Genomic DNA, 23830 nt, shown 5'->3' on the forward strand with positions numbered 1-23830 from the left:
ACAGGTCGAGCGCCCGCGAATGTGTACGAAAGCGCTTACTTCCAGTTCACGTTGACGACTACCTTCACCAGATTGACGTCCCGTGCTGGTCTACCCGGTACGGGCAGCTTGGCTGAAACAATCGCGCTCGTGGACCTAGCCGGACCGGAATCCGCGCTGACCGAAAACAAGTCGCCCAGCAGGCCCATGGCGAACGGATTCATGCCGCGCCTCCGAACGGAAAGTTGCTGTCGTCCAGTTCCGTCTTCAGGCGGATGCTCCCGGCCACATTGGGGACCTGGTCTGCGATGGTGCGCGGGACATAGAATTTTGCGCCGCCGTTGGTGCTGTCGATCGCGCAGAACACCGCGTAGGCTCCCCCACACCGCCATTCCGCGATGTCGAACCAGCCGGAAGCGGCCTGGAGCAGGGAGAGGCGCTGGTCCTCGTTTTCGTCGAGCGAGCGCACCTGTGCAAGATCGTCGAGGGTCTCCACGAGGAAGACCGGACTGTCGATGAGTTGGGTGAAGCTGACCTGTTCGATGTTGGGATGGTCCCAGTGGTCGGGGAATTCTTCGAGGATGGCGCGCATCTGTGCGCAGGCTTCGGCCGGCAGGTGGTCGGCCATGGTGGTCAGGGTATCGAAAGATTTCATGAGGTTCTCCGCAAGTGAAGGCGGAGAAATGATATTTGTCCGAGACAGCGGGCTTTCGCGGGGACGGGTAACGGGCGAAGCGGTCCCCCGTCTCCACGGCGGGAAGCGGGCCCGGTCCCCACCCCCTTTAGGGGGGGTGGGGCCTGGCCCGTGCACCGTGCAGTGTGAATGGACTTCACTTCCGGCGCCCCTGGTTGGCCGGGTGAACGAGCAGGTGGGCGGGCTGAACCGCCGATACCCTAAAATGGCATCAGACCAGTACGAGGGGGGGCGCCTGCATGTCATGGTAGGGCAGGAGAAGGGGGCATTCGAAAGCGCCCTTCTCGGGCATTGTTGCGGCATTTGCGGATGGCGATTGGGCGTAGCGGCTTCGGATTTCGCAGGGCGGGGAGCGGGCCCGGTCCCCATCCCCTTTAAGGGGGGTGGGACCTGGCCCGTGCACCCTGGAATGGGAAAGACTTCACGCTGGAAGGGCCACCCTGTCGGGATGTGGATGGGAAGGTGGGCTAGCCGAACCGTCGAGGCCCTGAAACGGCATCAGATTGGAGCAAGGAGGAACGCCTGGATGTCGTGGTGGGGCAGGGGAAGGGGGGAATCGAAAGTGCCCTCATCGGCCGTTTCTCATGCCATTTGCCGAAAGCGAACGTAGATGGCCTGTCCGGTGGCGGCGCAACGCAATGCCCCACTCCCCTTAAAGGGGGTGAGGGCATTGGCATGAGGCGAAGGGCGGGCATTGGGACTTTGCTGCCGTTCGCCTGCGGCATGTCGAACGGCGCCTCTCGTCAGAAGCCGACATTCAACGTTCGCCCGACCGGCCTCTGGTTATGTCAGAAGCTTGGCCGTTATACCAAGGATCATAGATGATGACTCCCCGCGCCAATGCCGAGGCGATCAAGGCGGCGGGCATTTTCCAGCGCTTTTATGTCTCGACCGGCATCGGCCATGAGTTCCTGACCTAGGGGCCAAACCTGTACGAAATGGCGCCGTTGCTGTTTCGCGACCGCACGGGGGCGGGGCATCCGAGGAATTCAATTGCGCGCGTGTTTCATTGCAAATATGCGTAATCGAAGATCACGCCGTCGCGGGAGCGACCCTCGGCGGCGTGGCAGGCAAAACAGGGGCGGAGCAGGGTGCGCAGCACGAAGCGGCAGGATCTACACGTCGCGCACCGTTGCTGCAGCGGGCCTGCCGCGCTCGCCCTACTGCTCGCCTCTACCGGCACCGCAGTAGCGCAGGAGGCGCCGCCGCCCCCGCTCAGTTTTCAGGCAGCGCTCGCCAGGCTCGACAAAGCCTCACCGGGGCTCAGCGGCGACGACCATGCCGTCCGCGCCAGCGAGGAAATCGCCGCCGCCACCCGAACGCTGCGCCGCCCGGTGGTCACCGCCTCGGCGAGCGTGATCGAATATCAGAAGACGCTCTCGGTCGACCTGTCCGAGCCCAAGGCCGATGCGCTGAGCGCCACCAACGGCTTTCTAGACCAGCTTGGCGGGCAATTCTCCGGCGCGAGCGCGCAGATTGTGGCGCAGGTGACCCAGCGGATCGGCGCGGCCCTGCCCCGGCTGTTTGGCGCGATTCCCAACACGCTGGAGTTCCAGACGCGCGACACCGTGTTCCGTCCGGCGATCACCGCGGCGATGCCGCTCTATACCGGCGGCGCGATTCCCGCCGTCCAGAAGGGCGCGGACGCAGCGGTAGGCATCGCCCGGGCCAAGCAGGCGGGCGGGCAGGATCTCTCCCGCGTCAATCTGGTGCGCGCCTATTTCGGCCAGAAGGTCGCGAGTCAGCTGACCGTATCAACCCGCGAACAGCTCGAAGCCTTCGACCGGCACCTCTCGGACGCGCGCAAGCTGGAAGCGGAAGGCGTGCTCGCCCATGCCCGGGTGCTGGAGGTGGAGGTCGCGCGCAACACCGCCCAGCGCGCCTTCGAGCATGCCCGCAGCGAGGAGGCGATCGCCACCGATACGCTGGCGCGGCTGCTCGATCAGCCGCTGGGCGTCACCGCCTCCACTCCGCTGTTCGTCCATTCGGAGCCGCTGCCGCCGCTCCAGCGCTTCCTCGACGGCATCGACCAGTCGCCGCGCGCGCAGGGTGCGGATGCCGCCAAGAGCGCAGCGCAGGCCGGGGTGGATCTCGCCAAATCGCGTTATCGCCCCCAGGCCTTCGCCTTCGGCAGCTACAACGCCAATCGCAACAACGCGCTGCCGACCGAGCCCGACTGGATCGCCGGCGTCTCGCTGCGCATGACCCTGCTCTCCAACTTCGATCGCCAGAAGGCGCTCTCGGCCGCCCGCGAGAACCAGGCCGCCGCCGCCGATGCCGCCGCGCAAGCGCGCCGCGACGTCGCCGGTGAGATCGTTCGCGCCTGGAACATCGCCGAAGCGGCGCGCCGCTCCTTCCTGCTGCTCGATGCCAACCTCGCCGCCGCGCAGGAAAATCTGCGCGTGCAGCAGCTTTCCTTCCGCGAAGGCGAGGTCGCCTCATCGGCGCTGATCGATGCCGAGGCGGCGCTGTCGACAGTCCGCACCCAGCGGCTCGCCGCCGCCTATGAATATGACCTGGGGTTGATGGCGCTGCTCGCCGCCAGCCACCGCGTCGACGACTATAGCGACTTCATGGCGCGTGCCGACCGGCACGTGGAGGACCAGCAATGACCGACGAGACCGCGGCTCCGCCGCGCCGCAAGCCGCCCATCCTCGCGATCGTGCTCGGCATCGCGGTGCTGGTGCTGATCGTCGGCGGGCTGTGGCTCGCCAACCGGCCCGCACCCGAGCAGCTGCAGGGCATGGTCGATGCCGACGAGGTCAATGTCGCCACCAAGGCGCTCGCCCGCGTCGAGACTCTGGTGGCCGAGGAAGGCCAGCGCGTCCGCGCCGGCACGCTGCTCGCGACGCTGTCGAGCCCGGAGATCGCCGGCGGCAAGGCGCAAGCGCAGGGCGCGGTGGACGCCGCCCGCGCGATCGCCTCGGAAACCAATGAGGGCGTGCGGCAGGAGGACATCGCCTCGTTGCGCTCCACTTGGCAGGCGGCGCAGGCGGCAGCCGACCTCGCCGCGGTGACCAGCCGGCGCACCGCGAACCTTTATGCGCAGGGCGTGGTCGCGGCGCAGCGGCGCGACGAGGCGGCGGCAGCGCGCGACGCCAGCGCCAAGCAGGCCGAGGCCGCGCGGCAACAGTATCTCAAAGCGCTCGCCGGCGCACGCCCGCAGAACAAGCAGGCGGCCAACGCCCAGGTCCGCATCGCCGAGGCGGCGCTGCAGACCGCCACCGCGCTCGGCAGCGAGACCCAGCTGGTCTCGCCGATCAACGGCGAGGTTTCGCGCAAGCTTGTGCAGCCCGGCGAAGTCGTCAGCCCGGTGATCCCCGCCTATCAGGTGCTCGACATCGACCATAGCTGGGTAGCGCTCACCGTGCGCGAGGATCGCTTCAAGTGGATCGCGATGGGCAAGCGGCTGCACGGCCACATCCCCGCGCTCGGCCGCGACGGCGATTTCGCGGTCTATCATATCGCCCCGCGCGGCGACTTCGCGACGTGGCGCGCAACGCGGCAGGCTTCGGGCTATGACGTCCGCGCCTTCGAGGTGAAGCTGCGCCCGGTCACGGCGATCCCCGGCCTGCGCCCCGGCATGAGCGTGCTGTTCGACTGGCCGCAATGAGCGCCTTCGGCCACGCCTTGGGGGCGGAGCTGCGCCATCTGGCGCGGGACCGCTGGGACCTGGCCGGGCTGACGCTGATCCCCGCGCTTCTGCTGTTTCTGATCGGTGCGATGTTCTGGCAGGGATCGATGCGGCGGCTGCCGATCGTGGTGATTGACGACGATCGCAGCTCGGCGAGCCGCGATATCCTGCGCGCGATCGACGCGGCGCCGCTGGTCCATATCGTCGCGATGCGCGCCACCGAGGCGGAGGCAGTGGAGGAAGTGCGGCGCGGCCATGCCAATGGCTTCGTCCACCTGCCCAAGGATCTCGGCGCGGGGCTTGCCCGCCACCGCACGCCGGTAATCCGCATCCTCTACAATGCCAGCTTCCTATCTTCCGGCTCGCAGGCGGCGAGCGGTGCGGAGAGCGCGGTGCAGGCCGCCGCCGCGTCGCTGGTGGTGGACCAGCTTTCCGGCCACGCCCTGCCCCCGGATCCGACGCGGCGCTTCGCCGTCGAGGCGGTGCCGCTCAACAACGCCGCGTCGAGCTTCGAGTGGTTCCTCAGCACGCTGATCTATCCGGCGGTGCTGCATCTGGTCGCGGCGGTCACCTCCGCGATGGCGCTGGGCCGGGAACTGGAGGGGCGGTCGCTCGGCGGCTGGGCGGCGCGCAGCGGCACGATCGTGCCCGCACTGTTCGGCAAGCTGCTGCCGTATGTCGGAGCCGCAAGCCTGTGGGGCATCGCCTGGCTGCTGTTCGTGACGCTGGGGCGCGGCTGGCGGGTGGAGGGCAGCGTAGCGGCGATCGTCGCGGGGCAGACGCTCTTCTATCTCGGCACCGCCGCGATTTCCGCGCTGCTCGTCGCGGCCACGCGCGAAACCGCCACGGCGCTGTCGGTCTGCGCGGTCTATGCGGGTTCGGCGTTAGCCTATGCGGGCGCCACCCTGCCGCTCAACGGCGGCAGCGGCTTCGCGCGCTTCTGGAGTGAGGTGCTGCCCCTCACCCATTACCTCGCGCTCCAGACCGGGCAGCTGGGCGGACAGGATGTCGCCACCATCTTCCCGCCGATTCTGGCACTGCTCGCCTATGTGCTGGTGCCGGGCGCGCTCGCCTGGCTGCTGATCCGGCGGCAGGCGCGATGAGTTTCGCCGCCGCCTTCCGCGCCACCTGGGCGACGGTGCTGACCTCCCGCACCCTGCTCAGCACGATGCTGCTCGCGGTGGTGCTCTATGCCTTCTACTATCCGGCGCCCTACAGCCAGGAAGTCGCTCAGCAACTGCCGGTGGTGCTGGTCGACGAGGACGGCAGCGCGCTCAGCCGCGAGCTGGTCCGCAACCTCGAAGCCACGCGCGCCGTGATCGTGGCCGAACATGCACCGAGCGTAGCCGAGGCTCAGGCGCAGCTCCGCGCGGGCAAGGTGGACGGCGTGGTGCTGATCGCCCGCGGACTGCAACGCCAGCTGCGTACCGGCGCGCCGGGGGCCGGGATCGCGGTATGGGTCAATGCCTCGTACCTCCTGCGCGCCAGCACGATCGGCGAGGCGGTGACCGAGGTGCTGCGCGATCTCGCCGTCGAGAAGCTGGACGTGCTGGGCCAGGCCGTGCGCACCGGGCCGCCGGTCACCATCGTCCGCGAGCCGATGTTCAACCCGACCGCGGGCTACAAGGGCTATGTCTTCCCCGCCGTGACCATCGTCATCATCCAGCAGACCCTGCTGTTCGGCGTCGCTACCTTCGTCGGCGGGCGGCGGCGCGATGGGCGCTGGCGGATGGGGCATGGCGAATATCTCGGCACGTGGGCAGCGTTCACATCGGTTGGGCTGCTGACCTGCCTGTTCCTGTTCGGCTTCATCTTCTGGGTGCAGGGCATCTCGCACGACGAGAATGTCGCGGGCATGCTGCTCGCCGCGCCGTTGTTGGCGGCCTCGGTCGCCGGGCTGGGGCTGTGGCTGGGCAGCTATTTCGACCGGTCTGAGCGGGCGATGATGATCCTCGCGCCCACCTCCGCGCCCTTCTTCTTCCTCTCGGGCACTGCCTGGCCGCTCGACCAGATGCCGGGCTTCGTCCGCGCGGTGGCGCAGCTGATCCCCTCGACCAGCGGCGTGCAAGTATTCGTGCCGCTTAACCAGATGCACGCCAGCCTCGCCGACGTGGCGCCGGGGGTGCTCACGCTCCTCGGCCTTGCGCTCCTCTATGGGGGGCTAGGCTGGTGGCGGATCACCGGGCTGCGTCAGAAGCTGAAGCTGAGCTAGCCGGCGACGAAGTCCGAACTCGCATAGCCTGCCTTGGCCGACGCCGGCCCAGCGGCGAGATGCTCGTAGCGGCCGGTCAGCGACAGCCGCGGGGTGAGTGACCAAACCTCCTGCAGCCGAGGGACATCGGAGGTCCGAGTGTGGCGGACTTCACTCTTTATACCGAAGGCGATCAACCACGATGCGGAAGGCTGTGGTTGCCTAGGGCCGCTTTCGGCCCGAGCGGTCGTTCAAAGTGACTGGTGGGAACGGCTTGAGCTGGTCGAACTTAACGGCCGAGCTTCCATGGAAATCCTTCCCTAGGCGGCAATCGACCCAGCCCCCTCAGAGGAGGCTGGGTCATTTACAGGCACCCATGTCATCACTGACTGCGGCGGCGAACGGGCGTGCCCGCTGTCGCGACCGCTGTGTTGCAGGGGACGAGCACGCCCACCTGATCACCGTTGTCGAGCGTCACGGACTGTCGTTCGAAGCTGACCGATTGGCTTGCTCGGGAGTGATTGTTGGACTTCACGCAAGTGAGGGTCGCCTCGTTGCGGCCGTCCTCTTCGCACAGAGTGTAGACGCTGCGCGCGGAGGCAGCGATGGCGCTGGCCCCTCTCAGTACGTCCATGGACTGTCCACCCTTGTCCTTGCGCGCGTGGTGGACGAGGAGGATCGCGCAGCTCGTATCCCGCGCGGTTTCCTGGAGGAATTCGAAGAAGGCGGCCATTTCGGCGTTGGAGTTCTCATCGAGGTCGTGGAGGAACACGAGCGGGTCAAGGACCAGCAGGCCCAGCCGGTTCCGGACGATGGCCTTGCGAAGGGCGATCCCCTGGTCCGAGGGCTGCGGTGTGCCGGACAGCTTGTTTATCAGCCGAAGCCTGCGCCCGTGTTCAGGGGCGGCAAGATTATGCAGTTCAGAACGGCCAATGCGGTTGTGCTGCGCGAAGGCGGTGAAGCGGCGCTGGGTCTCCTCGGAGGAGTCCTCGGTGTTCATGTGCCAGACGCGAACCGGTTCGGGCACCTCGAAACCGGCGAAGTCCCGCCCCAAGGCGACGGAGGTGCTGATCGCGGCGGTCAACGTGCTTTTGCCGATCCCGGGCGCTGCGCCGAGCACGGTCACCAGCCCCCTTTCGAGCATGGGCCCGAAAACCAGAGGTCGAGCGGGGAGGGGGCGTTCGAGGAATGCCGACATGGGGATCATCCGGAACGTGTCGTCGAACGAAGGCTCCCCCATGTCGGTTATGGGTTCGTGGGGGCGGGCGTCGGTCATGGAGCTTTCATCCTGAACTTCGACACCAGCAGCGCGGGATTCTTCGTGGCAGTGCTCCAGGTCGTCCTGCGCGAGCAGGTCGCAGCCGAGGACCTGCCCGACCGGCAGCAGAATGTGATCGTCCTGCATCGGCTCGTCGCCGTCCTCTTCGAACTGTCTGGCGTGCTCATCTTCTGCTTCCTGCAGCCACCCGGGGTTGAGCTGTGCGAACTCATCCAGTCGCTCCGCGAAATTGCGAGAGACGGCGTGCGGCACCTGCTCGTAGCGGTGAACAAGATCGACTTCTTCCCAACCCTCGACGCAGACCTCGTTCACGAGGTCGTCCAACTCGGACTGCGTGCCGTGCGCGAGCAAACGGCCCACATCGAGATAGAAGTTAGTCGTTGCCGCCGTGCCTGCGCCCAACAGGTCGATGAAAGCGTGCTCGACGTTCGCTTGGACGGCGACCTTGGCGAGCGAAAAGTATTGCTCCTTTTCGAGGGCAGTGGTGATCCCGGTCCGGATGATCGCGTCATTGCCCTCCACCCTACTGCGTTGTCCGGCTAGGTCGACGATCAGCCGGAACCGGTCGAGGCCGACCTTCATGTCTTCGGAGGCTTCGACAACGTGGTCGATGAATTCGTTGGCTGCTTCGGTGTCGATGATCATTCTGGCCCTCGCATTTGGTGACACGACCGATCTACGTCCCGAAGACCCAAACGCACGTGGCTCAAATGCAACAGTGGCGAGATTTCGGCTGGTTGGCGGATCATGGACCTCTGCGCCCCTGAGCTTCCCACGGGCTGCCCCTTTTCTGCCCCCGGGGTCGTCGCGGGCGATTGTGCGGGAACGAGGCGGGCAGGGGCGCATCCTGGGCGCGAGTGCGATGCAAAAGTTCGCAGAAGCGGTCGCTTAGGGGTGGCTGCGGGTTATTGCAAAGCGCTGTAAAGAGGGCTTTTAATCAGTAGGTCGCTGGTTCGAACCCAGCAGGGCTCACCACTCTCCCCACAAGAGATGTCGGAAGACGTGCGCAGCGCTGCGCACGCGCGCGGCTGCCGCTGCGGTCGTGGCGGTATTTCGAAAAACCTATGAAAACACAACTCTGGCGGCGGCGGCTCGCTCTCGAAATGCTACGCGCATCTGCGTAACTGGTGTGCCTCCTTGTGGAGGTATCACCATGGTTCGATGGCACGAGACACTCGCCGCGCGCGTTGGCTTGCGAGCTGCCGGTCTTGCCGGGCTATGCGCGGCCTGGGGGGTGGCCGGTACGCTCTATTCCCGCGTCCACTCCCATCCGCCGGCTCAGGCAAGCCTGGCAGAGCTGGGCCTTAGCACGGTGCTGGTCCTGCTTCTGATCGTGAGCAACGCGCTTCTTTTCGCGGGAGCGGGATTGTGGAAGGTGGTGCCGGTGCCCGGCCGCAGGGTGACCGCGCGGACCGAACCGCCGGTATTCGAGCCGCTGATGGGACGTGAAACGAGCTTGGCCGAGGCGCTCCGCCGAGCACAGACGAACGCCTGCGTTCCGGCATGTCGCCTGCATCGTCTCGCGCGAACATCGTGAAAAACTATGAAAACTCTATGTTCCCGTGCTCGTCCTGCTCTCGATATTCTACGCTCTTGTGATCTATCTGGCCGTCCTCGCTCCGAACCAACCTGTGACCGGGGCTACTCAAGAGGATATCATGAAGATCACTGCCACTATTGCCGCGTTGATTGCGGGGCTTTCTCCCCTTGCGGCTTACGCTCAGGCCCGCGAGAAAGCTTCGGCCGCGGTCACGGTCTCCGGGTCGGCCACGATCGCCTCGGACTATCGGTTCCGGGGTGTCTCGCAGTCGGACAAGGAGATGGCGGTACAGGGCGGTTTCACCGTCAGCCATGAGGATGGCCTTTACGTCGGAGCCTGGGCTTCCAACCTGTCCGGCTGGGGAACGTTCGGCGGCGCCAACATGGAACTGGATCTGATCGGCGGGTACAAGGCCCGGTTGAGCGACAACGCCACGCTGGACGTGGGTCTGGTCTGGTACATGTATCCCGGCGGCGCGGACGACACCGACTTTGTCGAGCCTTACGTGAAGGTCTCCGGCACAAGCGGACCGGCGACCCTCACGGCAGGCGTGGCCTACGCGCCCCGGCAGTACGCCTTGGCCAATGTGTCGAACGCCACGAGCAGCCGGGGGCAGAAGAAGGACAATCTGTACCTGTGGGGCGACGGCGCTGTCGCCATCGCCGGCACGCCGCTGACTGCGCGTACGCACATCGGCTATTCCCGCGGCAATCCCGGCCTTGGCCCAAACGGGACGAGCGTTGCTCCGACGGGAAAGTGCTGGGATTGGTCGCTCGGGCTCGATGCGACGTGGAGGAACCTGACCTTCAACGTCTCCTACGTGGATACCGATATCACCCGGGCTGAAGCGGCGCGCCTGCAGCCGAACTTCAGCACGGGGCAGGATGGGACCGGATCGATCGCTGACAGTACTGTCGTCGCCTCGCTCAGCGCATCCTTCTGACGCGCGGATGGGGAGGGTTCCGCAAGCATGATGACCTGCCTGCGCCTCCCCTCTCACGGCGGTAGAGAGTGTTGCGCGCTCCGCAATTCCTTGGCCGCACCTGGAAGGACAGAGCGCCGAAAGAGTGAAATCCGGCGCGTTGCCCAGCCACGGCGCAGGGCGTCGGCAATGTACCGCTGGTCGTGCCGGACAGGTGCGGCCTTCGTGTCTGCAGCAAGACGCGGTATCGGCGCGTTGGAGAAGCCTGCGTGCTCGATGGTACGGTCGAGCACTAAGCCTGAAACGACAGCGGCCGGCGCCGAGGATCCTCTCCCGAGCGCCGCCGAGAGCGGGGGGCTCTGGTCTGGGGCGCGGAGACGGCCCTGGCTTGATGCCGTTGCGCGGTGCTACTTGGCGACGGGTAGGAGTCAGTTCTCGCGACGCATACGAATGGCCGTCTGGCCATCGATGTTGGCAAGGAAGGACCCCAGCGCAGCCCGCCTTATCCTGATCTTCGACCCGGGGGCTGGATCCGAAATGAGCTGCTAGCGCTCGACCTGCACCCACTTGGCGCCGTCCTCAAGAGTGAGGACATACTTGCCATCGCCGTTACGCTGCACCCCTTTCACGACGCTTTCGATGCTGGAAAAGCCTTCTTCCTCCTCCTTCGCGCCCTCGCTCTTGTCGCCGAACATGTCGAAGGTTGGGAGCGTGAGACCGAACAATGTCTTGCGTGCCTTGCTGACCGCCTGACGATCGAAAAGCACGATCTCCTTGTTGGCCTCGGCCGCGTCCACCGCTGCCGCATTGGTATCGAAACAGGCCAGTCGAGCCTGGGGATCGACCAGTTTGCGGCAGTCGATCAACTTCCTGAATACTTCGGGTCGCGGTGCCGGTCCGGCGGCGGAAGCTGGAACGGGAAGAGTAACGACAGAAAATGCGGCGGCGGCAAGAACGGCGGCGGGAAATCTGGCCGACCTGCTTGTCACCGCAGCCATCGAGCTCTTGCTCATTTGCATCCCAATTTTCATGACCGTGTCCCCTTTTTTGAAAGCCCTACAAAGCGTTAGCCTGTTCTGTTGCATTTTAGCTACAAGGCGGAGCCAACTTCAGGCACTAGAAGATGCCAACTTTACAGTTGCAAGCTCCTTCATGCATCACCTGTCTCATACCTGAATGAACCTCGCTTTAGACGCAGTCAGGCTAGCTCAGGTGGAAATGCTGCCAATTGGCGCTTTCGGGCAATAAGGGGGTTTTACTTTGAAAACCAAGAAGATCGTAGTGAGCCGCGCACTTCTGAGCGCGGGTGCGGCGCCGCTGGCGCTGTGTCTCTTTTCGGCCAGCCCTGCTATGGCGCAGGATACGGACGCAGCTGCCGGTACTCCGGAGGGCGGTGAATCGATTGTGGTGACGGGCTCGCGCATCACGCGCACCGACCTGCTGTCGGCAAGCCCCGTCCAGGTGATCACTGCCGAGGAGTTCGCCCAGTCCGGTGCGGTGAACGTCGAGGAGGTCCTGTACGATCTGCCGCAGGTCATCCCTTCGTTCTCGGCTGCCTCCAATAACCCGGGTGACGGTTCGGCACAGGTCGACCTTCGCGGTCTGGGCGCCGCGCGTACGCTGGTCCTCGTCAATGGCCGCCGATACATCCCGTACGACACGTCGCAGGTCGTCGACCTGAACACGATCCCGTCCGCGCTGATCGAAAGCGTCGATGTGGTTACCGGTGGTCGTTCGGCAGTCTACGGCGCAGACGCCATCGCCGGCGTCGTCAACTTCCGCCTCAAGACGGACTTTGAAGGTGTCGTCGCCAGCTCCGAGTACCGCATCACCGAAGCCGGTGACGGCGGTACCTTCAACACCAACGTCGCAATTGGCGGCAACTTCGCCGATGGCCGTGGCAACGTAACCGTCTTCGCCGACTACACGAAGCGCAAGTCGATCTTCCAGGGCGCTCGTTCGTTCTCGAGGCAGACCATCTCGGACGACGATGAAGGCGGCTTCTACTACGGTGGTTCGGGCACCACGCCCGATGGTCGCCTGTCGGTCGGCGGCGTCGACCTCAACGGTGATGGTACGCTGGATCTTCCCGCAGTCTCGGGCCAGTTCAATCCGGATGGTTCGATCCGTCCCATCACGACTGCCGACGCCTACAACTTCGCTCCCGCCAACTATCTGCAGGTTCCGCAGGAGCGCTGGATGGCTCACGCTTCCGCGCACTACGAAGTGTCGCCACACTTCGATCTCTTCACCGAGTTGACCTTCATCAACAACCGCGTGAACACCGAACTGGCGACATCGCCGGCTTCGGGCTTCCCGATCGAAATCCAGCTGGCTTCACCGTTCCTGGCGGACTCCACCCGCGCGCTCCTGACGCCGTACGACATCGACGGCGACGGCTACGTTACGGCGAATGCGTCCAAGCGCCCCCTCGAAGTCGGCAGCCGTTCGTCCCGCAACGACCGCAACGCGTACCGCATTCTGTTCGGTTCACGCGGCGAAATCGCTGGAAACTGGACCTACGAGGGCTACTACAGCTACGCTCGGACCCAGAACAACGAACAGCAGTCTGGCAACATCGCGATCAGTCGCTTCCAGGCAGCTGTAAAAACGCAGTTCGACGCGGACGGCAATCTTGTCTGCGTAAGCGACATTGAAGGCTGCGTACCGGCCAACATCTTCGGTGCCGGCAACCTCTCCCCAGAGGCCGCGAACTTCATCGCGATCCCGACGCAGAACACCACCGTCATCGAATCGCAGGTCGCTCAGTTCACCGTTGTGAACAACGATCTGTTCGACTTCGGTCTCGGCGCAGCGCCGGTCGGCGTCGTGCTTGGTGCAGAGTGGCGTTCGGAGAAGGGTCGGTTCTCGCCTGACTTCTATCTCGCTTCGGGTGACGTGGTCGGCTTCAACGCCGGTCAGCAGACGGTCGGCGGCTACAAGGTTCGCGACTTCTTCGGTGAGCTTTCGGTCCCTGTCGTGGCCGACCAGCCCTTCATGCACCGGCTTGAGTTCAACGGCGCAATCCGCCACTCGCACTACAACAACTCGGTTGGCGACGCTCTGAGTTGGTCCGCCGGCGGCCAGTGGGCTCCGATCGAGGACCTTACCTTCCGCGGCCAGTTCCAGCGCGCCATCCGGGCACCCACCGTGGCTGCCTTGTTCGGCGGGCAATCGGTCGGCTTCCCGGCGTTCCAGGACTACTGCTCGACCGCTGCAGCAGTCACCAACGCCAACCTGCGGGCAAGCTGTATCGCCAATGGCGTTCCGGCCGCTCTGCTCGGCACCGACCTTCAGGGTGGTAGCAGCCAGATCCGTGCGGTCTACGGCGGCAATCCCGATCTGAAGGAAGAAACGTCGGACACCTATACCTTCGGCGCCGTGCTGCAGCCCAGCTTCGCACCGGGCCTGTCGCTGACGGTGGACTACTACAACATCAAGCTGAAGGACGCGATCCTGGTCAGCGGACCGGGCGCAACCTCGGTGCGTGATGCGTGCTTCGGTACGCCCGACAACGGCTTCACGCCGTTCGACACGTCGTTCTGTTCGCTGATCCCGCGTAATCCCCAGACGTACGAGGTTCAGGATCTCCTGAACACCGCACTCAACGCGGGCTCGATCAAGACCGAAGGCGTCGACTTCGAACTGCGCTACAGCAGCCGCCTCGATTTCGGCTTCTTCGACAATGAATCGCGTCTGTCGGTGCGCGTGTCGGGTACGCGTCTGATCAAGTATGCGAACAACAACCTCGCAGCCATCCCCAGCCTGCTGGTGAATTGCGAAGGCCGGTTCGGCGCGTTCTGCGGCGATCCGTTCTCCAAGTGGCGCGGTTCGGCCCGCGTGACCTGGGCAACCGGTCCGGTTACGTTGTCCGCTCTTGCGCGCTACATTGGCCGTGCGACGGATGACGGTCAGTCGGGCTATTCGGCGCTGTTCAAGCCGGCGCTTGGTGATCGCAAGTACTACGATCTCTCCATCGGGTATGAAGCAAGCGACAACTTCAACCTGACGATCGGCGTGGACAACATCGCCAACAGCAAGCCGCCGCTGATCGGTGACGCCAACAACCAGCAGGCCAACACCTTCCCGTCGACCTACGACGTGTACGGCCGCCGTTGGTTCACCAACGCGACGCTGAAGTTCTAATCGTCCTTCTCTGATAAGAAGTGGGGCAGCGAGGGCATCCTCGCTGCCCTTTTTTTGTCGGATTGAAAGCAAGCCTTGCGGTGGCTGCACACCCTCCGCTTTCAGTTCGCAGGCACCACGTCGAAGGCCACTGTCAGGCGCTCGCCAACCTCGAAGGGGGCTGTTCCGTGCCAGAGATAGGCAGGAAACAGGGCCAGTCGCCCGGGCGCGGGCTCGATCCAGCCAAGCGGGGGCAAGTCCGTCCGCAGATCTTCAGGCGGCTCCCCCAACTTCAGCCATCCGGCTCGCGGTCTTTCCGGATCGGATGGCGGCAGGGCGATGTAGCAGGCCGAACTTAGCCAGCCTTGCGGATGCACATGATTGATGTGGAAGCCCGACCCTTGCAGCCGGACAGACCAGGAACCGGCAAGGCGCGGTGCCGCCATCCTTCGTAGCAGGGGATGAAGCGGATCACCCTTCGGCAGCATCGAGAGATGGTCCTGAAGCGCGTTCAGTACCGCCTCCTTCAAAGCCACTATTTCCGGAAAGGCGAGCGCGAACAGATCACCGCTGGTCTGCGTGCCGCCGCGAAGCGATTGATCGAGCGGCGGGCTGATGCTCCGGTGCCGCTCGCGCAGCCTGTCCGCGGCCGCGTCGGTGACGGACCGATCAATGTCGATGGCGCCGATCGCGCCAGCCACGTCGTAGAGCCACTGCGCGCGCGGATCTCCGTTCATTCGCCAGGCGGTTCCAAGCAGCGCCCAACCCATCTGGTCCTGCGGCATGTCCCGGGTGATCTGCGTAGCCAGTTTCTGAGCGGCATCCGGCCGCTTCTGGCGGATCCGGTGCCGGGTGAGGGCGATCAACGCGCTTCGGGTACTTACCTTCGCGAGCCGATCGAAAGCCATGTCCGCGCGGGCGTCTTCGCCAGTCTGGCTCGCCAGGCTGGCTTCCAGCAGATCCAGGGTTTGGGAGCGCCCCAAGGCCTTCCGCGCCTGCGGGATGAGGTCGAGCGCTCTCCCGACTTCGCCGGCATTAGCCAGCGTCGCAAGGCGAGCGGTCCATAGCGCCGGATCGCGCGGACGAGCGCGAAGTGCGGTTTCCAGGCTGCGCACGTAATTGGCATGATCGCCTTGTTGCCAGCGCATTTCCGCCAGGGCGCGATGGCCTTTCACCCAATCGGGCCGCATCTTCAGCGCCTCTTCAAGAGACTGGATTGCGGCATGTGGCTCACCCGTTTCGTACCGGGCGATGGCTTCGCCAAGACGTAGCTCTTGATCGTCGGGCCCGGCCCGCCGCGCGAACATAAAGGCGGCCAACGCGGCTGCCTCATTCCCGCGTTCCAGTTCGATTTGTGCGCAGCCATGAAGGGCGCGTAAATGTGCGGGCTCGATCCTGAGCGCATGAGACAGGCTGTGCCAGGCTGCCTCCCGGTCTCCGGCAGCCTTCTGGATCAATCCCAGCACAGACCATGCGCGTGCGCTCCGAGGGCGAGCCGCGGTTGCCGCTTCGGCAAATTGCATGGCTTCCTCCAGCCGTTCCGCGTCCTGCAACGCCAGTGCGAGGCCGATCAGAGCTTCGAAATGGCCCGGCCGGGCAAGCAGCGCTTCCTGGTAGCGTTTGGCGGCAGCCTCATGCGCGCCTGTCGCGGCAAGCAGATTGCCGAAGTTGGTCAGTATCTCGTGATCGCGCGGAGCCACACGCAAGGCTGCTTCGAAGGCGCGGGTCGCGTCGCCCGCTCGTCCTGCCTTCTTCTCGACCAAGGCCAGCAGATGCAGCACCGGGGCAGCATCGGGAAAGGCCTGGCACAGCGGACGAAGCTGTCGCCGTGCGAGATCGAGCTTGTCGGCGGCAAATGCGTCGTACGCTTGGCGCAGCAGCACCTGTGGGTCTGCGGGTGAGGGCGTTTGCATGAAGTGATGTTGAAGAAGGGATAGGGGACGCGCAAGCCTGTCAGTTGCCGCTCATCGCGCGCAGCCAGCCTGTGACTGCATGGCGGCGGCCCGCGGCTGCGGGTGTCACCATGGTCACGCTGTGCGGTTGCGGCACTGCAAACAGGTCGAGCGTGTTGAACCCTGGGGACCAGCCCGAAACCCTGTCACCTTGGTGGAAAAGGAGAAGACCGCCCCAGCTTGGCCGCCATTTGGGCGTGAGACCGAACACATAGGCGGCCCGGCGGTTCTTGCCCGCGACGGCGTCGTCGTGCTCGGTCAGGAAGTCGCCGGAAGCGTAGCCCGTCGCCTGACCGTCCGCGAAATCGATATCGGAAATGCCCGTGACCTGCTGGACGAGTTCAAGGGTTGTCTTGCTCGCCATGAAGCGCACGAAGCGGCTCAGCATGTCTTCCGCCGCCTCCCGGGCGGCCATTTCGTCCGGCACACGCACGGCTTCGTAGCGATGCTGAAAGCCCGCACGAGCGCCATCGTGGACCGCCTGGTCGAGGGCGCTGAGGCGGGCGGGGGTCATGGAACTGCGGATCTCGCGATCCAGCTCGAACAACTTGGGACCACTGTTTATCATCTGCCGCCAGTCGGATCGCGCGGCGAGATGATCGGCAAGCTGCCGTACCGCTTCCTCGGCGAGGAAGCCGCGGATGCGAACGCGGCCCTGACTTGCGAATTCGGCCCGAAGCGAGTCGATGTTGAGATCGGGTCCGATCCTGAAATGGTCCACGCGAGAGTCCTTGCTGGCTGCTGGCGACATGCGCATAGCTGCGCGCGCTCACCATAGCGCAAACAACGGAATCGTCATGCACTCGCCAGCCAATCTCTCGACGTTTCTCGCTGATTGGCGCAACTTCCCTCACCGGCTGGATTTTCGCAGCGGTCGGCTTCTCTACCTTCGCGTCGATGCCCGGACTCTGGAAAGTAGCGCCTTCCTTGATGGAAGGACCGCCCTGTCGGTGACGGGCGAGGAGTATGTTGTCGAACTTGAGGACGCGCTTGGCTGCTGGTCGGACACTGGGTGCCACCAGAGGCCGCCGTTGATTCTGCACACGGCTTTTTGCGGATCGACGCTGCTGGCACGGATGCTGACGCAGCCCGGAAGGGTCGTTTGCTTGCGTGAGCCACAGATCCTTGCCGATATTGCGGCGTGGCATGCCGCATTGCCCGTAGAGCGCCGAAAGCAGACAGTGCCCGCTCTGCGGTTCGCACTCGCCCAGCTTGGCCGATCCCCCGGTGGAGCCGCGATCGCGATCAAGCCTACCAACTGGATCAATCCCATGTTTCCGGAGATGGTCGATGCCGGCGTTGAGCGCGCGGTGTGGCTGACGAGTGATTTGCGCACACTGCTGATCGCGGCGTTGCGGGGCGGGAACGATCGCATCGCCTATCTTAGCCGCTACGCTGTACATGCCGCGCGCAGCCAGTCGCCTCTGGACTCCCTGATCCGGCAAGCGACGGTCACCGGCAGTTCCCTGGAGAAAGCGCTCCGCCTCTCAGCCTTGTCGCTCCTGGCGCAGCAATCGTCCTTTGCCGAAATCGCGCCCCGCTTCGACGAAGCGCTGCACATCAACTTTTCGGCGTTGATCGGTGATCCGCAGGCGACAGCCGCTCGGGCAGCTGCGGCGCTGGGTCTGGAGGGCTTTGCCGGCGACGCCAGCCTTTCTGCGTCCCTTCAAACGCATGCCAAGGCGGATGCAGCCTTCGATGGCGCCCGGGAAGTCGCCGTCAATGAAGATCTGTTTCGCCGATACGGAGCCGAGATCCTTGGTGCCGAGCGGTGGGCGACAAAGGTCGCTGCCCCGCAGCTGGCGTGACGGATGGCTTGTGCGCGGATTGGTTGATGAACCGCAGCGTTGCGATCCCTGGCGTGGGGTCATTGCGCCCCAAGCAAGGTCAGCGCTTGTCGCGAGCGGCCAGGCTGACGACTTCGGGAAAGTTGAGCTTGGCTTCCACTATGGGGCCGGTGGCGTCCTTGGACTGCTGAAAAAGGCGACCCACGTACTCTCCAAGTATGCCCATGAAGATCGCATTGAATGAGATGGAGATGAGCAGGAGCACCGTCGTCGTCGCGAAGCCGGCGGGCCATTGCTGCCCCAGCAGCAAGCGACCAACCAGATAGCCGAACGTCAGCAGCAGCGTCAGCACGCCCACCAGAGCGCCCGCGATGGAGGCGAGCCGCAAGGGAAGCAGCGAGTGGTTCAGCACGCCGTCGACGGCCAGCGAGATCATCGACTTGAGCGGAAACTTGCTCTCGCCCGCGGTGCGATCGGCCCTGTCATACTCCAGCCCGATCTGGGAGAATCCCATCGAGCTGATCAGGCCGCGCAGGTAAGGGGAGACGTCGTCCACCTTCTGCAGCTCTACCAGGATCCGCCGGTCCACCAGCCGGAACTCGCCCGCGTTGAGGGGAAGCTCATCATCGCTGATCGCGGTTATGAGGCTGTAGAACGCGCGGCGTGCCATTGCGACGAGGAAGCTGTCTTGGAGACTGCGACGGATGCCGTAGACCACCTTATGTCCCAGCTGCCACTGCCGGAGCATCTCGGGAATCATCTCCGGCGGATCCTGAAGGTCGCAGTCGATCTGGATCGAACAGGCGCCGCTTGCAGCTTTGTACGCGCAAAGGAGCGAGCGCTGATAGCCGAAGTTCCGGGAAAACCGGATTACCTTCAGCGCCGGATCACGCCGCGCCAGATCCTCCAGCAGTTCGAACGTGCGGTCGGTGGAGTGATTATCCGTGACGATGACTTCGTAGGCGTATTTGGGCAGCCGCTCGAAGACCCGCACTATCGCCTCGTAGCAGCGCACGACGTTCTGTTCTTCGTTGAAGGCGGGCACGAGGATCGACACCAGAGTCTTGTGTTCGGCGGTCACGGCAGATGTCCCAGAAGTTCACGAGCTGCCTGTTCGGCCTCGATGGTGGCACGAAGCCCGTCCTCCAGGCCGATGCGCGCACGCCAGCCGAAGCGACGATTGGCACGGTCAGGGGAAGAGAGCAGCCGGGTCGGGACGTCGCCCGGCGGCAGCGTTCGGAAGCTGACCAGCGAGGCTGGGCAGCCGATTTGCGCGACAACGCGTTCGGCGACCTCCCGCATCGTGGGTGCCATGCCGGTGGCGAGGTTCACCAGCTCGCAATCCGCCGGAGCGAAGTCGGCAAGCCGCAGCAGCCCCTCGACCGCGTCGGTGACATGCATAAGATCGCGGCGGTCCTCCGGCCGGGCCACCGTGATGGAGCGTCGCGAAAGGAGGGCATCCACCAGCGCAGGCACGAAAAAGCTGCGCGACTGGCCGGGGCCGTAACACAGCGCAAGCCTTGCGGTGATCACGGGGAAGGGCAGGATCGGCGCGAGCATGGACAGTCCGTGTGTCGCCGCCAGCATCCCGGCGCCGTAAGGCGTCAGCGGCAGCGGCTGTCCCGTCTCGCGGTATGGCGTTTCGGCCTGACCATACTCGGCGATCGTTCCTGCCCGGATGACGATGAAGGGCGGATCAGGTAGAGCCGCCAGCTCTTCGACGAGGTTGAACGCGGGTTCCACATAGAGTGGCAGGGCTTTGCGCGCCGTGTCGAAGGCAGGCTGATCGGACAAGCGGGTCTCGGCGCCGAGATGAAACACGCGGTTCGGGCAGGCTGCCCTGATCGCCGCCCGGACGGCGGAGCGATCCGCAAGGTCGAGTTCGTGGACGGTGACGCGTTCCATCACTGACAGGAGGCGGGCGCGGTTGCTGCCGGGGCGCAGGACGACGTGTACATCGTCCCCCCTGGCAACAAGTCGCGCGGTCAGGTGGGAGCCGATGAAGCCGGCTGCTCCTGTCACCAGTGAAACGGACCCGCGCACCGCGCCCCCCTTTGCCAAGCGTGTCTCGTGCAGTCGAACGCCTTCGTTCTACCTGTTCTCAGGAGACGATCCTGGGAACGGGCAGCGGCACCAGGAACTTGCCGCCCGCTGCGCGGAAGGCGGACTGCTGTTCATAGATCTCGTCGAAGAAGTTCCACGCCAGCACGAAGAGCACGTCCGGTCGCTCCTCCTCGATCGCCTCGACCGGGCGGATCGGGATTCGGGTGTTGGGCGAATACAGGCCGTGCTTGAGCGGATTGCGATCGACGAGGAAATCCAGATAGCGCCGGTCGATGCCGAAGTGCGTAATGAGCGTGTTGCCTCTTGCGGAAGCACCGTATCCCGCGATCTTCAGGCCCTTGGCCTTCATTTCGTCCAGCATCGCGATGACCTCGCCACCCATCGTGCCGATACGGCTGGCGAGTTCGTCGTAGGTCTCTCGAACGAGCATTCCGCCGGAGAGTTCTTCCGCCAGCATCGCTTCCACGCCATCGCTGGCGCCAAGGCCCAGGTCCTTGCGGTTGATGAAGACACGCATGGAGCCGCCGTGAATATCGGGCAGCGACGTGGCCTCCGTCACTTCCAGGTCAAAGAACTCGGCCAGCTTGGCGATGGAAAGGAGGCTGAACTCCGACACATGCTCATGGTAGATGTTGTCGAATTCGGTGTGATCGATGTACTCCTTGGCGCGCGGCACTTCGATGACGAACGTGCCGTCAGGCGCCAGGAGCACGCAGATCGCTTCCATGAAGCGATGCAGGTCGCCGATGTGATTGAAGGTGTTGGTCGTTACTATGACCTTCGCCGGTCCGTGGCTTTCCAGCACGGTCGCCGCCGACTTCGGGTAGAAGTAGTCGATGAAGGTTTCGACACCGCGTTCGGCAGCAAGAGCGGCGATGTTCTCCGCAGGGTCGAAGCCCAGCGTGCGGCATCCCAATGCGTTGCACCCGGCGAGCAGCAGCCCGTCGTTGCTTCCGATGTCGACGATCAGGCCGCCGTCGGCGCGTTCCGCCAGCACCTTGGCGAGCCCTGCGAAGTGGCTGTGCATCCGCGCCGCTCCCGAAGGGACGTAGAGGTAGTGACGGAAGAAATCATCCGGGACCTGGTCCGCGATTTCAATGAGCCCGCATTCCAGGCAGACTTGCGTGTTCAGCGGAAAGGCAGGCTGCGGCTTATCCAGATCTTCCGCGCGGATTAGCATCTGACCCGGCGCGTGGTCACCCAGCGGCAGGAACAGGTACGGTTCCGGTGCCTTGCAGGCCCGGCAGGTATGCAGGGTGCTGCCGTCGACTTCTGCGCGATGGAGTTGTTCAAGCATGGTGCGCCTCGGAGCTGGTGGAGTAGGATGGCGTCACGGCGAAAGCTTCCACCCCATCGTATGTCCGGTAACCGGTATGCGGGACGACGGGCATCGAGAACTCCAGTCCGTGACAGTGCAGGCGAATGTCTGCGCTCGCTGCCGAAAGTAAGGGCAGGGCGCTTCACGAACGAAGTGGGCATCAGGGTTAGGCAGGTTTAGACAGGCCCCTGACGAAAGAGCTAGCGTCGCACGGCAGGGGGAGCGGGCGTCGCCCGCACGGTCTGGCAGGCCAAATCAGGTGCTCAGTCGTCCTTCTTCGGCTTGCCCTTGCCGACATCGTCGCGGGGCTTGCCCTTGCTCGTGCGCTGGGCGGCTGCGCGGGCGCCGGAAAGGACAGGCCCGCAGGCGGCGGATTTCGCATCGCCGATGTCCACGAAGGCAAGAAGGCCGGCGACCGGAGTGGCAGCCACCGCCAGCCCTAGGCCGGCGCCGGCGCGGCCGAGCAGCTCGGGGCTGATGACCTGAAGCGATGGCTCGGCAAAGCGTCCCTCGATGCCGACCGGGGACTGTCCGGAAAAGAGGCTGAACTTCTTACCGTCGGCGCGAAAGGCGAGGCTCAGCGCTTCGGTGTCGAAGCTGAAGCCGCCGCGCCCGGTGATAACGTTCTTGCTTGTGTCGATGAGGATCGGGTCCGCTGCTGCCTGTCCGCCGTTGACGGTGAATGCAACGAGACCGCAATTTATTTCTACCGGCTTCTTCAGCTTGCCCTGGAACATCTTGTAGGCGAACGTTCCTATATCGAGTTCCGCCAGCTGCACGTTGCGAGTCCACAATGTGCCCTTGGGCATCATGAAAGCGATCCGCCCGGAGGAAGTGGCCAGCGAATCGTGGATGGTGTCGCCACGCCCGGCCAGCTTTATACGTCCATGAATCGTGCCGCTCGTGCCGGCCTCGGCGACGCCATACCCGGCCAGCAGGCGCCCCATCGGCGTGGGCGCGAGCCGGATGTCGTAGCTGATCGCGGCCGGCCGCTTGCGCGTATCGAAGATGAAGTCGGAGGCGACATCGCCCCGCGCCATCGAAAAGGTGAGCGGCGAAAGTTTCAACAGCCCGCGGTCCAGCGCCAGCTTTAGCGATATGTCCTGGACCGGCACGTTCCTGGAGCGGATCACGCCGATCTTCCAATCGAGACCGGCATCGAAGCGGTTCATCATCGCCACCGGCAACTCAGTGTCCGGTATGACGTGCCGTGGCCCTGAGCCCGATGCCGCAGCGGCGGCGACGGCGCCCTTCGAGGCGACGATGTCAGGGTTGTAACCGATGAACGGCGCGGCATCGATGATGTCCAGCCGGCGCGTCACAAGCTTAGCATCGATGCGCAGGCGCTCGGCATTGGCGATCGTGAACCCGCCTGCCAGATCGGATTGCCCGAATCGACCCTTCATGCCGGTGAAACGATAGGTCTCGTCGTCCTTCACCATCTGCGCCGTCAGGGCGTAACGGCGCGTGCGTGGAATCGCGACATCGATGATGGCGAGCAGTTCGGACAGGTCGCGCCCTTCTGCGCGTACCTTCAGCGGCACGTCCTCGAATTCGGCAAGGGAGGGGAGTTCGCCCTTTACGTCGAGAACATTGTTGGCGGCCCACGCGCGCAGTTCGATGGCGTTGCCGCCACGGTTGATCGTCTCATCGGGCGAAAGCAGCCGAGCGGTGACGCGGAAAGGCGTGTCCCGGAACCTTCCGTCACCGCGAACCGACACGGCCTTGCCGATCCGCGCATCCTTCGAAACAACCGGGTCGAGCACGAGGTTGGCCAGCAGGGGCATCTTCGGATCGACGTAGCGAATCCGCATGTCAGTGATCGTCGCCCGGTCCACACGCGGCAGTTCAAGCGGTTCGCCCTTCCCATCGCCAAAGGTCCAGGTGTTTCGCTCGCTCCTTGCATCCCACTCGAGGTTTGCACGTCCTTCGACAATATCGAGGGTGTAGAAGCGGCGCCGGCCGAACAGCATGGAAAGGGGCGCTATGCGGGCATCCACGCTTCTGGCCGTGAAGAGGCTGGGTTGCTCGGCCCATTTCGGATTGGATACGCTGAGTTCTTCGGCGCGGAACTTGATCCTGATCGGCGCGAAGTAGAGCTGGAAGTCACCGCCGACGGCCACCTCCCGATCCGCAAGGGAGCTCGCGACGCTCTCGAAGGGGTGCTTGAGGAAGCGGCCCTTGGTGATGAAGAGGATGAGCCAGGCAGCAAAGATGACGCCTACGACCGCAAGCAGGACGTTTCGCACCAGCCGCAGCGTCCTGCGCCGAGAGGCGGAGCCGTCAGGAGCATTCTTCGGATCTGAAGTCGATACCGCGTCCATGATGCCATGAAGCGCGCGAGA

General features: G+C 64.6%; 18 protein-coding genes. 8 read left to right on the plus strand and 10 right to left on the minus strand.

Annotation, left to right across the window (positions count from 1 at the left end; all coding sequences use genetic code 11):
- Positions 1-35 precede the first annotated feature (35 nt).
- A complete protein-coding gene (locus tag QOL62_RS02250) occupies positions 36-203 on the minus strand; it encodes a hypothetical protein (protein ID WP_283405016.1) in 168 nt (55 codons plus the stop codon).
- Entirely contained in the window at positions 200-634 is a 435-nt protein-coding gene (locus QOL62_RS02255) for a hypothetical protein (RefSeq protein ID WP_283405017.1), read from the minus strand. Before QOL62_RS02255 ends, QOL62_RS02250 begins: the two co-directional genes overlap by 4 nt.
- A 1130-nt stretch (positions 635-1764) precedes the next feature.
- On the opposite strand from QOL62_RS02255, the gene QOL62_RS02260 reads away from it, so the two are divergent.
- From QOL62_RS02260 to QOL62_RS02275, 4 genes are read left to right on the plus strand one after another with little or no spacing between them, the layout of a single operon-like run.
- Positions 1765-3285, plus strand: a complete 1521-nt coding sequence (locus QOL62_RS02260) for a TolC family protein (protein ID WP_063141607.1) — start codon at positions 1765-1767, stop codon at positions 3283-3285.
- Positions 3282-4286 carry an HlyD family secretion protein gene (locus QOL62_RS02265; RefSeq protein WP_017502347.1) on the plus strand — a complete coding sequence of 335 codons (1005 nt, stop codon included), beginning with the start codon at positions 3282-3284 and terminating at the stop codon, positions 4284-4286. Before QOL62_RS02260 ends, QOL62_RS02265 begins: the two co-directional genes overlap by 4 nt.
- Positions 4283-5410 (plus strand): ABC transporter permease, encoded by a 1128-nt coding sequence (locus QOL62_RS02270; RefSeq protein ID WP_137405543.1) that lies wholly within the window; start codon positions 4283-4285, stop codon positions 5408-5410. Before QOL62_RS02265 ends, QOL62_RS02270 begins: the two co-directional genes overlap by 4 nt.
- Entirely contained in the window at positions 5407-6519 is a 1113-nt protein-coding gene (locus tag QOL62_RS02275; protein ID WP_283405018.1) for an ABC transporter permease, read from the plus strand. Before QOL62_RS02270 ends, QOL62_RS02275 begins: the two co-directional genes overlap by 4 nt.
- 361 nt (positions 6520-6880) lie before the next feature.
- Here QOL62_RS02275 and QOL62_RS02280 read toward each other — a convergent pair whose 3' ends face one another.
- Positions 6881-8422, minus strand: coding sequence for an AAA family ATPase (locus tag QOL62_RS02280; RefSeq protein WP_283405019.1), 1542 nt, complete (start codon positions 8420-8422; stop codon positions 6881-6883).
- Between the two features lie 508 nt (positions 8423-8930).
- Between QOL62_RS02280 and QOL62_RS02285 the strand changes: the two genes are divergently transcribed.
- Positions 8931-9314, plus strand: coding sequence for a hypothetical protein (locus QOL62_RS02285; protein WP_283405020.1), 384 nt, complete (start codon positions 8931-8933; stop codon positions 9312-9314).
- A gap of 121 nt (positions 9315-9435) precedes the next feature.
- A complete protein-coding gene (locus QOL62_RS02290) occupies positions 9436-10260 on the plus strand; it encodes a TorF family putative porin (RefSeq protein WP_283405021.1) in 825 nt (274 codons plus the stop codon).
- Between the two features lie 524 nt (positions 10261-10784).
- Here the strand turns inward: QOL62_RS02290 and QOL62_RS02295 are convergent.
- The gene (locus tag QOL62_RS02295) at positions 10785-11324 is read right to left on the minus strand and encodes a hypothetical protein (RefSeq protein ID WP_283405022.1); all 540 of its coding nucleotides are present in this window, start codon (positions 11322-11324) and stop codon (positions 10785-10787) included.
- 196 nt (positions 11325-11520) lie between these two features.
- Between QOL62_RS02295 and QOL62_RS02300 the strand changes: the two genes are divergently transcribed.
- The gene (locus tag QOL62_RS02300) at positions 11521-14385 is read left to right on the plus strand and encodes a TonB-dependent receptor domain-containing protein (RefSeq protein WP_283405023.1); all 2865 of its coding nucleotides are present in this window, start codon (positions 11521-11523) and stop codon (positions 14383-14385) included.
- A gap of 101 nt (positions 14386-14486) precedes the next feature.
- Here the strand turns inward: QOL62_RS02300 and QOL62_RS02305 are convergent, their stop codons facing one another.
- Together QOL62_RS02305 and QOL62_RS02310 are read right to left on the minus strand one after the other, a co-directional pair.
- Positions 14487-16277, minus strand: a complete 1791-nt coding sequence (locus QOL62_RS02305) for a 2OG-Fe(II) oxygenase family protein (protein WP_283405024.1) — start codon at positions 16275-16277, stop codon at positions 14487-14489.
- Positions 16278-16317: 40 nt separating this feature from the next.
- Complete coding sequence (locus QOL62_RS02310) at positions 16318-17067, minus strand: 2OG-Fe(II) oxygenase (protein ID WP_283405025.1); 750 nt, start codon at positions 17065-17067, stop codon at positions 16318-16320.
- Between the two features lie 46 nt (positions 17068-17113).
- Here QOL62_RS02310 and QOL62_RS02315 point away from each other — a divergent pair, with 46 nt between their 5' ends.
- Positions 17114-18124 carry a hypothetical protein gene (locus QOL62_RS02315; RefSeq protein WP_283405026.1) on the plus strand — a complete coding sequence of 337 codons (1011 nt, stop codon included), beginning with the start codon at positions 17114-17116 and terminating at the stop codon, positions 18122-18124.
- Between the two features lie 79 nt (positions 18125-18203).
- Here the strand turns inward: QOL62_RS02315 and QOL62_RS02320 are convergent, their stop codons facing one another.
- The 4 genes from QOL62_RS02320 to QOL62_RS02335 all read right to left on the minus strand — a co-directional run bounded on the left by QOL62_RS02320 (position 18204) and on the right by QOL62_RS02335 (position 23809).
- Positions 18204-19184 (minus strand): glycosyltransferase family 2 protein, encoded by a 981-nt coding sequence (locus QOL62_RS02320; RefSeq protein WP_283405027.1) that lies wholly within the window; start codon positions 19182-19184, stop codon positions 18204-18206.
- Positions 19181-20125 carry an NAD-dependent epimerase/dehydratase family protein gene (locus QOL62_RS02325; RefSeq protein ID WP_283405028.1) on the minus strand — a complete coding sequence of 315 codons (945 nt, stop codon included), beginning with the start codon at positions 20123-20125 and terminating at the stop codon, positions 19181-19183. The genes QOL62_RS02320 and QOL62_RS02325 overlap by 4 nt, the downstream gene beginning before the upstream one ends.
- A 79-nt stretch (positions 20126-20204) precedes the next feature.
- Complete coding sequence (locus QOL62_RS02330) at positions 20205-21464, minus strand: class I SAM-dependent methyltransferase (RefSeq protein ID WP_103727792.1); 1260 nt, start codon at positions 21462-21464, stop codon at positions 20205-20207.
- Positions 21465-21748: 284 nt separating this feature from the next.
- Entirely contained in the window at positions 21749-23809 is a 2061-nt protein-coding gene (locus tag QOL62_RS02335) for an AsmA family protein (RefSeq protein ID WP_283405029.1), read from the minus strand.
- Positions 23810-23830 lie beyond the last annotated feature (21 nt).

The sequence above is a fragment of the Novosphingobium panipatense genome, assembly GCF_900182875.1.
GTDB lineage: Bacteria > Pseudomonadota > Alphaproteobacteria > Sphingomonadales > Sphingomonadaceae > Novosphingobium > Novosphingobium panipatense.

Bases quoted from the DNA above. Each gene is read 5' to 3' on its own strand.
- QOL62_RS02310 (WP_283405025.1), bottom strand. From the start codon at position 17,067: ATGTCGCCAGCAGCCAGCAAGGACTCTCGCGTGGACCATTTCAGGATC.
- QOL62_RS02265 (WP_017502347.1), top strand. From the start codon at position 3,282: ATGACCGACGAGACCGCGGCTCCGCCGCGCCGCAAGCCGCCCATCCTC.
- QOL62_RS02285 (WP_283405020.1), top strand. From the start codon at position 8,931: ATGGTTCGATGGCACGAGACACTCGCCGCGCGCGTTGGCTTGCGAGCT.
- QOL62_RS02330 (WP_103727792.1), bottom strand. From the start codon at position 21,464: ATGCTTGAACAACTCCATCGCGCAGAAGTCGACGGCAGCACCCTGCAT.
- QOL62_RS02315 (WP_283405026.1), top strand. From the start codon at position 17,114: ATGCACTCGCCAGCCAATCTCTCGACGTTTCTCGCTGATTGGCGCAAC.
- QOL62_RS02280 (WP_283405019.1), bottom strand. From the start codon at position 8,422: ATGATCATCGACACCGAAGCAGCCAACGAATTCATCGACCACGTTGTC.
- QOL62_RS02295 (WP_283405022.1), bottom strand. From the start codon at position 11,324: ATGCAACAGAACAGGCTAACGCTTTGTAGGGCTTTCAAAAAAGGGGAC.
- QOL62_RS02335 (WP_283405029.1), bottom strand. From the start codon at position 23,809: ATGGACGCGGTATCGACTTCAGATCCGAAGAATGCTCCTGACGGCTCC.
- QOL62_RS02255 (WP_283405017.1), bottom strand. From the start codon at position 634: ATGAAATCTTTCGATACCCTGACCACCATGGCCGACCACCTGCCGGCC.
- QOL62_RS02290 (WP_283405021.1), top strand. From the start codon at position 9,436: ATGAAGATCACTGCCACTATTGCCGCGTTGATTGCGGGGCTTTCTCCC.
- QOL62_RS02270 (WP_137405543.1), top strand. From the start codon at position 4,283: ATGAGCGCCTTCGGCCACGCCTTGGGGGCGGAGCTGCGCCATCTGGCG.
- QOL62_RS02275 (WP_283405018.1), top strand. From the start codon at position 5,407: ATGAGTTTCGCCGCCGCCTTCCGCGCCACCTGGGCGACGGTGCTGACC.
- QOL62_RS02250 (WP_283405016.1), bottom strand. From the start codon at position 203: ATGAATCCGTTCGCCATGGGCCTGCTGGGCGACTTGTTTTCGGTCAGC.
- QOL62_RS02305 (WP_283405024.1), bottom strand. From the start codon at position 16,277: ATGCAAACGCCCTCACCCGCAGACCCACAGGTGCTGCTGCGCCAAGCG.